At 65.2% G+C, this 12,719-nt stretch carries 11 protein-coding genes; 5 read left to right on the top strand and 6 right to left on the bottom strand.

Going from position 1 to position 12,719, the window contains the following annotated elements; translation table 11 throughout:
* Positions 1 to 135 precede the first annotated feature (135 nt).
* Both GO988_RS05295 and GO988_RS05290 read left to right on the top strand, forming a co-directional pair.
* Positions 136 to 1,422 (top strand): glycosyltransferase family 2 protein, encoded by a 1,287-nt coding sequence (locus GO988_RS05295; RefSeq protein WP_157562454.1) that lies wholly within the window; start codon positions 136 to 138, stop codon positions 1,420 to 1,422.
* 69 nt (positions 1,423 to 1,491) lie between these two features.
* Positions 1,492 to 2,328 (top strand): polysaccharide deacetylase family protein, encoded by an 837-nt coding sequence (locus GO988_RS05290; RefSeq protein ID WP_157562453.1) that lies wholly within the window; start codon positions 1,492 to 1,494, stop codon positions 2,326 to 2,328.
* A gap of 157 nt (positions 2,329 to 2,485) precedes the next feature.
* Here GO988_RS05290 and GO988_RS05285 read toward each other — a convergent pair whose 3' ends face one another.
* Both GO988_RS05285 and GO988_RS05280 read right to left on the bottom strand, forming a co-directional pair.
* A complete protein-coding gene (locus tag GO988_RS05285; RefSeq protein ID WP_157562452.1) occupies positions 2,486 to 4,057 on the bottom strand; it encodes an ABC transporter permease/substrate-binding protein in 1,572 nt (523 codons plus the stop codon).
* A 55-nt stretch (positions 4,058 to 4,112) separates the two neighbouring features.
* Positions 4,113 to 4,751: a chloramphenicol acetyltransferase gene (locus tag GO988_RS05280; protein ID WP_157562451.1), complete on the bottom strand. Its 639-nt coding sequence runs from the start codon at positions 4,749 to 4,751 to the stop codon at positions 4,113 to 4,115.
* 81 nt (positions 4,752 to 4,832) lie between these two features.
* Here GO988_RS05280 and GO988_RS05275 point away from each other — a divergent pair, with 81 nt between their 5' ends.
* Positions 4,833 to 5,528 carry an HAD family hydrolase gene (locus GO988_RS05275; protein WP_157562450.1) on the top strand — a complete coding sequence of 232 codons (696 nt, stop codon included), beginning with the start codon at positions 4,833 to 4,835 and terminating at the stop codon, positions 5,526 to 5,528.
* A 2-nt stretch (positions 5,529 to 5,530) separates the two neighbouring features.
* Here the strand turns inward: GO988_RS05275 and GO988_RS05270 are convergent, their stop codons facing one another.
* From GO988_RS05270 to GO988_RS05255, 4 genes are all read right to left on the bottom strand, one after another.
* Entirely contained in the window at positions 5,531 to 6,502 is a 972-nt protein-coding gene (locus GO988_RS05270) for an ABC transporter ATP-binding protein (protein ID WP_157562449.1), read from the bottom strand.
* A gap of 148 nt (positions 6,503 to 6,650) precedes the next feature.
* The gene (locus tag GO988_RS05265; protein WP_157562448.1) at positions 6,651 to 7,196 is read right to left on the bottom strand and encodes a dihydrofolate reductase family protein; all 546 of its coding nucleotides are present in this window, start codon (positions 7,194 to 7,196) and stop codon (positions 6,651 to 6,653) included.
* Positions 7,197 to 7,219: 23 nt separating this feature from the next.
* Positions 7,220 to 7,663: a YybH family protein gene (locus GO988_RS05260; protein WP_157562447.1), complete on the bottom strand. Its 444-nt coding sequence runs from the start codon at positions 7,661 to 7,663 to the stop codon at positions 7,220 to 7,222.
* 81 nt (positions 7,664 to 7,744) lie between these two features.
* The gene (locus GO988_RS05255; RefSeq protein WP_157562446.1) at positions 7,745 to 8,164 is read right to left on the bottom strand and encodes a DoxX family protein; all 420 of its coding nucleotides are present in this window, start codon (positions 8,162 to 8,164) and stop codon (positions 7,745 to 7,747) included.
* 132 nt (positions 8,165 to 8,296) lie between these two features.
* Between GO988_RS05255 and GO988_RS05250 the strand changes: the two genes are divergently transcribed.
* A complete protein-coding gene (locus GO988_RS05250; RefSeq protein WP_157562445.1) occupies positions 8,297 to 9,286 on the top strand; it encodes a GlxA family transcriptional regulator in 990 nt (329 codons plus the stop codon).
* Between the two features lie 157 nt (positions 9,287 to 9,443).
* Positions 9,444 to 12,704: a tetratricopeptide repeat protein gene (locus GO988_RS05245; protein ID WP_157562444.1), complete on the top strand. Its 3,261-nt coding sequence runs from the start codon at positions 9,444 to 9,446 to the stop codon at positions 12,702 to 12,704.
* The last annotated feature ends 15 nt before the right edge of the window (positions 12,705 to 12,719 follow it).

The following is a 12,719-nucleotide window of genomic DNA, read 5'->3' as shown; positions in this document are numbered from 1 at the left end:
CTTTATAACTTGCTACTGGCAAGTTGTGCGCAGTGCACAGCTACCCCATGCTGTGCAGCTTATTAGCGGCTTGGTTTGCTATCGACTTATAGGCTGCCGCCAGCAGCGGCCAGCCTCCTCTTTTACCCCTGGCGCATGGCGTTATTTTACCTCGTAGGAAAGCAGGATTGGGTGGGCTATTTAGGACTAGGAGCTTGGTATGCGGTGCAGGGCTACGTACTGCTATTTTGCGCTTACGTGCTAGCGCCGGCGGTGCTGTACGTGGTGCGTGGGGCGGCCCCCAGCCGCCGGCCACGGCGCCCCGCGCCCGCGCCCCAAACCAATTTTGTGCTGCTGGTGCCGGCCCACAACGAGCAGGAACTGCTGCCCGGCCTACTAGCCAGCATCGCCAAGCTGAACTATCCGGCGGCCCGTTTTCGGACGGTGGTGGTGGCCGACAACTGCACCGACCGCACCGCGCGCCTGGCTCGGCAGGCGGGCGCCGAGTGCCTGGTGCGCACCACGCCTTACCCCTCCAATAAGTCGCAGGCCCTGGCCTACGCGGCCACCGAGCTACGCCTGGTGGAGCACCACCCCGCGGCCGTGGTGTGCGTGCTCGACGCCGATTGCCGCCTCGACGCGCAGTTTCTGGCCGCGCTCGACCGGCAGTTTGCCCGGCCCGGCGCGGCCCCGGTGGTGCAGAGCAGCCGCCGCGTGGCCAACGCCTTCGAGTCGGACGTGACGGTGCTCGATGCCGCTGCCGAAGCCCTGCGGCAGCAAGTGGGGGCCGGTGGGCGCCGGCGCCTGGGGCTCGAAGCTTTTATTTTTGGGCTCGGCTGCTGCCTGCGCGCGCCGGTATTTACCGAGCTTATGGCCCTGCCTATCACCTCCCTGGCCGAAGACAAAGAGTGGAAAGCTTACCTGGCCAGCCGCCGCATTCCGGTGGCCTACTGCCCCGAGGCGCTGCTCAGCTACCAGGCCGTGGGTACGGGGGCCGCCTTCGCGCAGCAGCGCAAGCGCTGGCTGTCGGGGCACGTAGCTACCGTAAAAGCCCACGGGCTGGCCATGCTCGGCCAGGGGCTGGGGCGGGGCAACCTCTCACAGGTCGATTTTGCCTGCGACCTGCTGCAGGTGCCGCGCTCGTGCCTGCTGGTGGCGGCGCTCGTGTTTGCGGCCGTGGCGAGTTGGGCGGGGCAGTGGTCGCTGCTCAGCAGTTGGGGCTGGCTGGCGGTGGCGGCGGGCCTGCTGGCCTACGCCGGGCTGGGCCTGCGCCTGATTGGGGCCGCGCCGCGGCACTGGCTGGCGCTGCTTTCTGGTGTGGGGCTGGTGGTGGGAGTAGCCAAATCATTGGCCCTCATTGTGGTGGGGTATAAAGATAAGGACTGGAAAGCCACGCGCCCAGTGGCCATAGAGGGGGTAGGGCTGAAAAAGCAAAAAGTGTAAGCCAACCTACCACTTTACAACTTCTCTTTTTATAATGCCTCTGTCTAGCAAAAGAACAGTATCGACCTTATGCAGCGCCCCCAGGTTAGCATTTTGATGTACCACGCGCTGGTCGAGCACCACGAGCCCTACATGGCGCCCGTGCACGTGGAAGTGGCGCGCTTTGCCGAGCAAATGGCCTGGCTCGCCGCCTCGGGCCACCGCGTGGTGCCGCTGGCCGAAGTACCCCTGCTGCTGCGCCAACCGCGGCCGGCCGTGCCGGAGGCGCGCCCGGCGGTGGCGCTCACCTTCGACGACGGCTACCGCTCGCTCTTCACCCAGGTCCAACCCATTTTGGCGCAGTATGGGTTTGCAGCCACGCTCTTTCTGACTACTGCCGCCGTGGGCGAGCCGAGCTACGCCGGCCAGCCGCCCGCATTTGCGCAGTCGGCCCCGCTCGGCGACCCGCCCCTCAGCTGGGCCGAGCTGCGTCAGCTACAAGCCGCGGGCTGGCGCATCGAGTCGCACGGGTGCACCCACCAGCCGCTGGCGGGCCTACCCCCCGCGCAGCTGGCTAATGAGCTGGCACAAAGCCGCGCGGCCATTGCCCAGCACCTGGAGCACGAACCTATTTTCTACGCTTTTCCCTACGGCAGCTACGACCGGCGCACGCTGCGCGCCCTGGCCCCGGCAGGCTACCAGGCCGGGTTTTCGGTGCACACCGGCCCCGCTACGCCCACCAGCGACCTGCGCCGCCTGCCCCGCATCGAGCTCACGGCCACCACCGACCTGGTCACTTTCCAGCAGCAAGTAGCGACTGGCTACCCCTCGCGGGCCGCGCAGCACCGCGCGCAGCTGCGCAACTGGGCCTACAAAGCGCCCGTGGTGCGCGACTGGCTGCAACGGTTGGTGCCGAGTGCTGGCTAGCTCGCTTGCGCAGGCTAGGCGGGGGTAGGCAGCCAGCTGGGGAGGCTAGGCCCGCAGGTCGTCGAACTGGCCAGCCCCCACTGGGGTTCTTCCAGCTATCGAGAAATGAATGGCTACCCATAACTCGCGGCTTCACTGCTCCCAGCTGAGTTCCCATTCAGCGCCCCAAATACCCCCCCAAATCTGAGATGCTGGCAATGCCGAGCTCCCGCGCCTGGCCGCGCCGCATGAGCAGGCAATAGGCGTTGTTGAAACCCAGCGGGGCGCGCCACTCCAGGCCGTAGCGCCGCCGAAACTCAGCCTGCACGTAGCTGAATACGGCCGCTGGCCGCCCGCCCAGCGAGTCGAGCGTGGCCGCCGAGGGCTGCAACAGCACCTGCAAGCCCGTGCCCGTGTACTCGGGGTACAGGTCAATTTGATTGCCGCGCAGCGCCTCGAAGCAGATGGTGGTGCCGCCGAGCCCGGTTTTGGTGGCCACCGCTAGGTCGGTATTGCCCCGAATGAGGGCGCTGTACATCTCCACGAGAATGTATTGCTCGGCAAAAATCTTGGAGCCCAGCCGCACCGTGGCCGCGCCGGGGGGTAGGGGGCGGGCGGCTTTTAAAAGGCCCCGGCGGCGCAGCCAGGCCAAGGCCACCACGCGTGGCTCTAGGTGCAGGTAATCAACCTGATAATTCAGGTTGGTCATGGCCGAGTCGGAGAGCTGGCCGCTGAGCTGGTCGAGCACTGGGCCCAGTTCGGGGTGAGCTTGCAGCAGCTCCGGCCGCAGCACGGGCGCGGCAAAATAGGGGGGTAGGGCGTGGCGGTCGTCGCGCAGCACTTGCAGGCCGTAGGCCCGAATGCGCCCATCGGTGGAGTAGCCGTCGATGACATCGACATTGGCCGCGCGGGCGGCCTCGTACACCAGCGCTGGGGCCAGCACCACGTTGGGCAGGTGGGTGAGGCGGTAGGCTTTGGTAAGGCCCGGCAGGCAATCGGCCCGCCCGATAAACTCGGGGCTGAAGCCCGCCCGCAGCCGGCCCGCCGCCTGGGGCAGCCAGTAGCCGGCCGCCAGCAGGGGTAGGGCCAGCAGCAAGCCGCTGCTCACCGCCCGCAGGCGCCGGGCCGACAGCTTTTCGAGTGTGCCCAGCCCGGCGTCAAACACCAGCGCCAGCGCCGCCGATGGAATGGCGCCCGCCAGTATCATCACGGGGTTATTCAAGGCGATGCCGCCGAAGATAAATTCGCCCAGGCCGCCCGCCGCCACGTAGGCCGCCAGCGTGGCCACGCCCACGTTGATGACCGTGGCCGTGCGGATGCCGGCCATGATGACGGGCAGCGCCAGCGGCAGTTCGACCTTTCTTAAAATCTGCCCATCCGTAAAGCCCAGCCCTTTGGCCGCTTCCACCACGGCGGGCGGCACGCCCTGGATACCGGCCACCGTATTGCGAATGATGGGCAGCAGCGAGTACAGCAGCAGCGCCAGAATAGCCGGCGCCGCCCCAATGCCCAGCAGCGGAATTAGAAAACCTAGCAGCGCGATGCTGGGCACGGTTTGGAGCACGCCGGCCGCGCCCAGCACCGCCGGGGCCCAGCGCGGCCGGCGCGTGAGCCAGAGGCCCACGGGCACCCCCACGGCCACGCCCAGCAGCAGCGCGGCGGCCGTGAGGGCCACGTGCTGCAAGGTTTGCTGGCCCAATTTGCCGGCTTGCTCGTGCCAGAAGGCGAAGAGTTCAGTAATCGTGTTCATGCGAAAGGCCCCAAAGCGGAGGCGCGCAAAGGTGCGCACCAGCGGCCACCCGCGCCTACCCCAGGCGCTGTTCCAGGCGCTGCTGAAACACTTCCAAAAACTGCCCCACGTGGTAGCCGTCGGCCAGGGCGTGGTGCACGTTTACGGATACTGCCATGCGCTGGCCGGTGCCGTGGGGGTAGGCTTGGCCGAAGGAAATCTTGGGCGCGCTGTCGGGGTGCGTGAAGCTGCGGGCGTGGGTGAGGCCCGTGAAGCGCACCCACGGAATGGCCGAGCAGTGCAGCACGTCGGGGCGGCCGGTGCGCTCGCTCAGGCACAGGCCGCTGGCTTGCTGCACGGCGGCAATTTCGGGGTCGGCGGTGGCCAGAAACGCGGCCAGACTGGGCTGGTATTCCAAAAACGAAAAGCCGAAGGTGTGGTCGGGCCGCCCGATGGTGGCCGAGGCGTGCACTTGGTCGTAGCGGTACACCTGCCCCTGCTCGATGCGGTCGCGAAACTCCGCCACCGAGTTGGCCGCCGCCAGGGCCTGGTAGAGGTAGTAGCGAAAAAAGGAGACGCCCAGCCGCTGGGCTTCGGCGCGGGCGGCGGTGACGTCTACCTCGGCCACGAGGCCGAAAAACGGTTCTTCAAAAGCGGAAAAAAACGCGAAATGCTCGCGGCGGGGCCAGGTGGCCAAGTCAAGTTGGTGGCGCATGGCCGGCAAAGTTCGCAGGGGTAGGGCGAACTTTGCCGGTGCTCGCCGCCCGCAGGGGGTTGGCGCCGCCTTCGTTTTAGTATGCCGACCCGCCCGTTCATTGCCTTCGACGCCGACGATACCCTCTGGCCCAACCAGCCGCATTTCGACCACGTCGAGGGCCGGATGTTTGCCATTCTGGCCCGCTGCGGCGACCCGGTGAGTATCGGCCACCGGCTCTACGAGGTGCAGCGCCGCAACATGCACCTCTTTGGCTACGGCGCTAAGTCCTTGATGCTGGCCATGGTAGAAACCGCCATTCAGCTCACCGACGGCGCCGTGACGGGGGTAGAAATCCAGCAGCTGCTGGACCTGGGCAAGCGCCTGCTCGACTTTCCCATCGAGCCGCTGCCCGGCGTGTTGGAGGTACTCACCGAGCTCAAGCGCCGCGGCGAGCGGCTGATGGTGCTCACTAAGGGTGATTTATTCGACCAGGAAAGCAAGCTGGCCCGCTCGGGCCTGGGCGATTTTTTTGACTACGTCGAGATTGTGAGCGAAAAAAACGAAGCCACCTACCGCCGAATCCTGGCTCGCCACGGCGTGGCCCCGGCCGACTTTCTCATGATTGGCAACTCGCTAAAGTCGGACATCCTGCCGGTGCTGGCGCTGGGCGCGCAGGCCATCCACGTGCCCTACCACACCACCTGGATACACGAAGAAGTGCCCGCCGAGCAGCTGGTGGGCCTCACCTTTCCCCGCGTCGAAGCCCTGACCGAGGTACTGGCCTACCTGAGCTAACCCTACCCCAGCGCCTGGCCCAAAGCGGCCAGCACGCTCCCGGTGGTCAGTAGTTGACCCGATTCGGCTAGCGTCAGGCCCGCGGGCCCGGCCTCGGCCAGCAAGGCCAAGGCTTCTTGCACGCTGGCGGTGAGGGGCAGGGGTAGGGCGCTGCTCGGCGCAGGCGGGCTAGCCGCCGAATGGGCAGCTGCCAGCCAGGGCTGCAACTCGGCCAGCGTGAGCACACGCATTTCCAGGGCCAGCTTTTCGGCCTGAAAGAAGCTGCGCACAAAGTCGTTGGCGGGGTGGTGCAGCAGCTCGCGCGGCGGCCCAAGCTGCTGAATCTGGCCATTGTTGAGCAGCATAATGCGGTCGGCCAGCTCGAAGGCTTCCTGCACGTCGTGGGTCACGAGCACCACCGTTTTGCGGCGCAGTTCGTCAAGCTCCCGAAAATTGCGGCGTACGGCGGCTCGCGTGATGGGGTCAAGCGCCCCAAACGGCTCATCTAGTAGAATAACGGGCGGGTCGGCGGCCAGCGCCCGCGCCAGCCCCACGCGCTGCTGTTGCCCGCCCGAGAGCTGGGCCGGCAGCATGTCGGCAAAGCGGGCGGCGGGCAGGTGCAGGCGCTCTAGTAGCTCGGTGGTGCGGGCGGCGGTTTGGGCGGGCGGGTGGCCGAGCAGGCCGGGCACTACCCCCACGTTTTGGGCCACCGTGTAGTGCGGCAGCAGGCCCACTTGCTGAATCACGTAGCCGATGCCGCGCCGCAGCTCTTCCGGCTTTTGCTGCTGCACGTCGCGGCCGTTGAGTTCGATGGTGCCGCCGTCGGGCTCGATGAGGCGGTTGAGGGTTTTGAGCAGGGTAGTCTTGCCGCAGCCGCTGGGGCCGAGCAGCACCAGCGTTTCGCCTTCGGCCACTTCAAACGACAAGTCATCGACTACCACCTGCGCCCCGAAGCGCTTGGTGAGGTGAGCCACGCGGATGGTAGGAGTAGGCAAGCAGGTAAGAATTAAACAGCGAAAAGCAAGGCCCCGTAGCCGGCAAGATACGGCAAGCGCGGGCCCGCGCCGGGCGCTGCCTACTACCGGCAAAAGCTCCGGCTGAGGCCAGCCGGAGCTTTTAAAAGGCACTAAGAGAGCAGAACACTCAGCTTCCTACCCGTCGATAGGTGAGGATGCTGACGCCGGTGCTGGTTGTCTGGACGCCCACCAACTGCAAGTCAGTGGGCGCGCTGCCCTCCCGGAAAAACCGCTGGCCCTGGCCCAGCACCACCGGAAACACCATCAGCTGGTACTCATCAATGAGGTCGTGCTGGCGCAGGGTGTCGGCCAGCGCGCCGCTGCCGTAGAGGAGCAGATTGCCACTGGGCTGCTGCTTGAGCTGCCGCACGGCTTCGGTGGCGTCGGGGCCAGGTAGCAGTTGGGCATTCCACTCTGGGGTAGTGAGGGTGCGCGAGGTCACGTATTTGGGCAGGCTGTTCATGCGGTTGGCAAAGCCATCGGTATCGGGCACATTGGGCCAAGCCTGGGCAAAGCCCTGGTACGTGACGCGGCCCAGCAGCAGCGCGTCGCTCTCGAAAAGCAGCCGGTGCTGGGCCGCGCCCAGCTCGTCGTTGAAGTAGGGGCCGGTCCAGGCGGGGTGCTCCATCACGCCATCGAGGGTGAGGTAAATGGCGGCAATAATGTTGCGCATAGCAGCCGTAGAAATAAGAGTGATTAGGGCTTGAGGTCGAGGGCGGCTCGGCCGCTACCGTCCATATAGAAGGGCACCGATTGGTGCTGGTGGGTGATTTGCCAGCGGCCATCGAGGTAACGAAAACCGAGGGTTTCGCGCACCCAGTAGTCGGCGGCTTCCCCGCCTTGCCTGGTGCCAAAGAAGCGCAGCAGCTGGTGAGCAAAGGCCACCTCGGCGCCGACGCTAAGGGCCAGTTCGCGGCTCTCGTAGCCAATGGGCCCCTGCCACGAGTCATACCATTCGGCTACCCCTTCCTCACCGGAGGAGTCGCTTTCGGTTTTGTGTTGCAGGGGCGGGTCCAGCACAAACATCACCGTTTGGGCGGCGTAGGGAGCCAGCGTTTGGGCCACGTCTTTGGCGCGGATGGCGGCGGCCAGCTCGTCGAGCAGCGAGCGGAGCTGGGTTTCGGCAAGGGAAGTAGACATGAGAAAAGGGGGTAGGGTGGAGAGGTAATGGCTAATCAGGAGTTGGCCAGCACAATTTTTAAAGCCGCCGAAGGAGTTGCCTTAAGCGGACACAGTGCGCGCTAAGCTACCCAGCTCCGGCGCCTTGGCTTGGGCAGCCAAATACCGCCGCCACAGATAGTGCAGCCCAAGCAACACGGCCAGCATCACCAGCGCCGGCAGGGCCGCGCTCAGCCCGTCGCCGGCCAGCAGGTGCGAAGCCGCGGCCCCCACGAAATTGATGGCGAAGCCCGCGAAAGCCCACTCTTTGAGCGTGCGCCACCAAGGCTGTAGTAAGGCTAATGCTCCCAAAATTTTGGCCGACCCAAAAATCAGCAGCGTGTACAGCGGGTAGCCAAGGTGGCGCATAGCATTTTGGCCGCCTTGTACTTGCAGCGCGCCGGCCAGGCCATCGGCGAGCATTAGCAGCGCGAAGAAGCCAATCAGGCCCCAGTGAAGAAGAATGAGCGTGCGAGGTTTCATGCTAGTAAGCGGAGCAGGAGGTGTGATTGACTAATATTTTTAGCAAATGTATTAGCAAAATTTAGCATGGGGTAGGGGCAATTGCGCCAATACGGAGGGTGAATTGCGACGGGCACGGCCTACATTTGGCCCATGAAGCACATCACTATTTTGGTGCTGGCCAGCGACGCCGTGGTTGGCAGCATTGAGGGGCCGCACAAGGTGTTGAGCCAGGCCAACGACCTGCTGGTGAGCCAAGGCCGCGCCCCCGCCTTCGACATTGAACTAGTGGGCCTGACGCGCCAGCAGACTTTCAACCAGGGCTTGTTTACGCTGCACACCCACCGCACCATCCACGACGATTTTCAAACCGACCTCGTCCTCATTCCGGCCCCGAACGGCGACCTGCCCGCCGCCGTAGCGGCCAACGAGGCGTTTCTGCCCTGGATAGTCCGGCAGTACCGGGGCGGTGCCGAGGTGGCGAGCCTGTGCATGGGCGCGTTTATTCTGGCGGCGACGGGGCTGGTCGATGGCCGGGCCTGCACCACGCACTGGCTGGTGGCTGAGCAGTTTGCGGCGCTGTACCCGGCCGTGCGGCTGGTGCCCGAGCAGCTTATCACCGACGAGCAGGGTGTGTATTCCAGCGGTGGCGCGTATTCGTGCCTCAACCTGGTGCTCTACCTCGTCGAAAAATACGTGGGCCGTGAGGTGGCCGCCACCTGCGCCAAAGTGTTTCAGCTCGATATGGGCCGTCGCAGCCAGTCGCCGTTCGCGCTGTTTCGGGGGCAGAAAGACCACGCCGATGCGCCCGTGCGCACGGCCCAGGAGTTTATCGAAACCCACTTTGCCGACCGCCACGCGGTGGAGGACCTGGCCGCCCGCGCGTGCCTGAGCCGCCGCAGCTTCGAGCGCCGCTTCCGGCAGGCCACTGGCAACGCGGTGGCCGAGTACGTGCAGCGCGTAAAAATCGAGGCCGCCAAGCAGCGCCTAGAGTCATCGACCGACCAGGTAAACGAGGTGATGTACGCCGTGGGCTACGCCGATGCCAAGGCTTTTCGGGCGCTGTTCAAGAAGCTGACGGGCGTGTCGCCGGTGGCCTACCGCGCCAAGTACCGCCGCCAAGTACCCGCGCTGGCCGCGTAAGTCGAGCGGGCAGCTTGTACTAACTAGCTAAGGACGGGCGTTGGCGCTGCGGACCGCTAAACGGTTGCCCCGCATTTTCTCGCTACTTTTGACCACTTGTGCGGCCCAGCAGCCCGGTTTTGGGGTCGCGCTTTTAAGCTTACGCTGCGCCTTTTCCATGAAGCAATTTCCCCGGCTTGCGCTGGCGGCTAGCCTGGCGGCCCCGCTCGCGCTGGCTTCTCCCACCGCCCACGCCCAGCAAACCCAGACCTTCGCCAGCCCCGAGCGCTACTACCAGGAAGGCCTCGACCTCTTCGACCGTCAGCAGTACGGCGCCGCCCAGCAGGCCTTCGCGCAGTATATGCAGCAGGGCGCCCGCCGGGCCGGCGAGCAAAGCGGCCCGGCCGCCATCACGGGCCGGCAGGAGCGCCTGGCCGATGCCGAGTACTACTACGCCGTGAGCGGCCTCTACCTGCTGCACCCCGATGCCGAGGGCCTCATCCTCGATTTTGCCCGGCAGCACCCGACCCACCCGCGGGCGGCCGTGGCGTATTTCGAGTTGGCTAAGTTTTATTTCGACCAGAAAAACTACGCCCAGGCCAGCACCTATTTCCAAAAGGTGGCGCCCGCCAACCTGAGCGCGAGCCAGCGCGCCGAGTCCGACTTCAAGCTAGCCTATAGCTACTTCGAGTTGAAAAACTACGAGCAGGCGCGCATCCTATTCGACCGCAACAAGGCGCAGCCGGGCCAGTACCGCTACGCCAGTTCGTACTACGCCGGCTACCTGGCCTACCGCGCCGGCGACTACGCCGGGGCACGCAAAGACCTGCTGGTGGCCGCCGAAAACGACGCCTACCGCGGCGTGGTGCCGGCCATTATGACGCAGATTTACTACCGCGAGGGCAATTATGACGGCCTCATCGGCTACGCCACCAAGGCCTTGCAGCAAAGCCCGCCGCCCCAAAGCGCCGACGAGATTCAGCTGCTGGTGGGCGATGCGTACTACCAAAAGCAGGATTACAAGCAGGCGGGTACGTATTTCGACCAGTACGCGGCCGCTCACAAGGGTAAAATCGAGCCCAGCCTGCAATACAAAATCGGCTACGCCAACTACAAGCAGGGCGACTACCCCAACGCCATCGCCAACCTTAAGAACGTGGCCGCCCGCCGCGATTCGCTGGGCCAGAACGCTGCCTACCACCTTGGTTTGAGCTACCTCCAGGCCGGGCAGAAGCTGCCCGCGCTGGCCGCTTTCGACGCCGCCCGCCAGAGCACGATTGAGAAGAATATCTCGGAAAACGCGACCCTCAAGTACGCCCAGGTGCAGTATGAGTTGGGCAGTTTGCCCGACGTGATTGCCGCCCTGCGTGACTTCCGGCGCAAGTACCCGCGCTCGAAAAACCAGCCCGCCGTGGACCAGCTGCTCAGCGACAGTTTCCTGTCGAGCACCGACTACGGGCAGGCGCTCACCTACCTCGAAAGCGTGGGCGACGACCGCGGCAACACCCTCAACGGCACCTACCAGCGCATTGCCTACGCCCAGGCCGCTACCCTCTACAACGACGGCAAGTACGCCGAAGCCCTGCCGCTGCTCGACAAGAGCCTGAAGTATCCGCAGGACGACGCCCTGCGCGCCGCCGCGCAGGTGCTGCGCGGCGAAATATACAGCGTGGGCCAGCAGTACCCCGAAGCCATCACGGCCTACGCCGCCGCGGCCCGCTCGGCCCGGCAAGGGGGGGTAAGCGACGACGAGACGCAGTACGTGCAGCTGGCCCGCTACGGCTTGGGCTATGCCTACTACAATACCAAGCAGTACGCCAAGGCCCAGCCGCAGTTCCAGGCCTACCTGGCTGACCCCGCTGCCAAGCCCGCTGACCCCAATTATTACGACACCACGCTGCGCCTCGGCGATACCTATTACGTGGCCAAGGACTACAACTCGGCCCTGGCGCAGTACGATAAAGTCATTCAGGCCAACGCCGCCGACAAAGACTACGCCTACTACCAGAAGGGTGTGACCTTGGGCCTACTCGGCCGCCGCGACGAAGCCAACCAAACGCTGGCCGCCCTGCTCAAAGCCAACCCCGACTCGCGCTACGCCGAGCAGGCCGTGTTCCAGCAGGCGCAGCTTGATTTTCAGGCTGGCGACTACGCCCCGGCCGCCGCGGGCTTCACACGTCTGATAGAAAATCGCCCGACCTCCTCTTTGCTGCCCGACGCCTACCAGCGCCGCGGCGTGGCCTACGCCAACCTGGAGCAGCACGACAAAGCCGTGGCCGATTTCCAGAAGGTGCTGGCCGACTACCCCCGCAGTAGCGCCGCGCAGCCCGCGCTCTACAGCTTGCAGGAAAGCTTGACGGCCCTCGGGCGCACCGAGGAGTTTGACCAGGCCGTGGCCGCCTTCAAAGCCCAAAACCCGAACAGCAAGGCCACCGAGAGCGTCGAGTTTGAGGCCGCCAAGTCGCTCTACCTAGCCGAAAAATACCCGCAGGCCTTGTCGCGCCTGCAAGCGTACCTCAAGCAATACCCGGATAACGCGCTGGCGCCCGACGCCCGCTTTTTCCTGGCCGACTCGTACCTGAAAACGGGGGGTAAGGCCCAATCTCTTCCCCTGCTAAAAGCTGTGGTGGCCGAGAACAAGAGCGAGTTTGTGAACCGCGCCGTGGGCCGTGTGGCCGACTTGGAGCTGGAGAATAAGAACTACCCCGAGGCCATTAAGTACTACGACCGCCTGCGCGGCGCCTCGTCCAACCGCCGCGAGGTGGCTACCGCCACGCTGGGCCTGCTCAAGGCCTACTACGACAGCGGCGACTACACCAAGGCCCGCGCCGCCGCCGCCGACCTCAGCACCCTGGCCGGCGCTACGGCTAACACCACCAATACTGCCCTGCTCTATCAAGGCAAAGCCGACTACCAGCTCGGCAACCTCGACCAGGCCGTGACGGAATTGACGGCTACCGTAGCCGCCGCCCCCAGCGACGTGAACGGCGCCGAAGCCCAGTACACGCTGGCCGAAGTGCTTTTTAAACAGAAGAAATACGACGAAGCCATCAAGGAAGGCTTCAAGGTGAACTCCAGCTACAGCGCCTACGAACTGTGGCAGGGCCGGGCCTTTTTGCTGCTCGCCGACGTGTATGCCGCCCAGCGCGACATCTTCCAGGCGCGGGCCACGCTGAACTCCATTATCGACAATAAATTCCCGGTGGCCGAAGTGGTGGAAGGCGCCCGCCAGCGCCTCAAAGCCCTGCCGGCCAGCGACGACGCACCCGCTCCAACCGCCGAAACCCCGGCCAAAACCACGCCGGCCAAGGCGCCCGCGCCCGCCAAAACGACGCCCGCTAAGCCTACCCCCGCCGCGCCGGCGAAGGCACCCGCTACCACTCCGGCGAAGGCCGCGCCCGCCAAAACCCCGGTGCGTAAGCCCGCCGCTCGGCCCTAAGCTCCTTAGCAGTCC

It is taken from the genome of Hymenobacter ginkgonis, assembly GCF_009755225.1.
In the GTDB taxonomy this organism is placed as follows: Bacteria; Bacteroidota; Bacteroidia; order Cytophagales; family Hymenobacteraceae; genus Hymenobacter; species Hymenobacter ginkgonis.
This window is presented reverse-complemented; position numbering and strand designations above follow the sequence as displayed.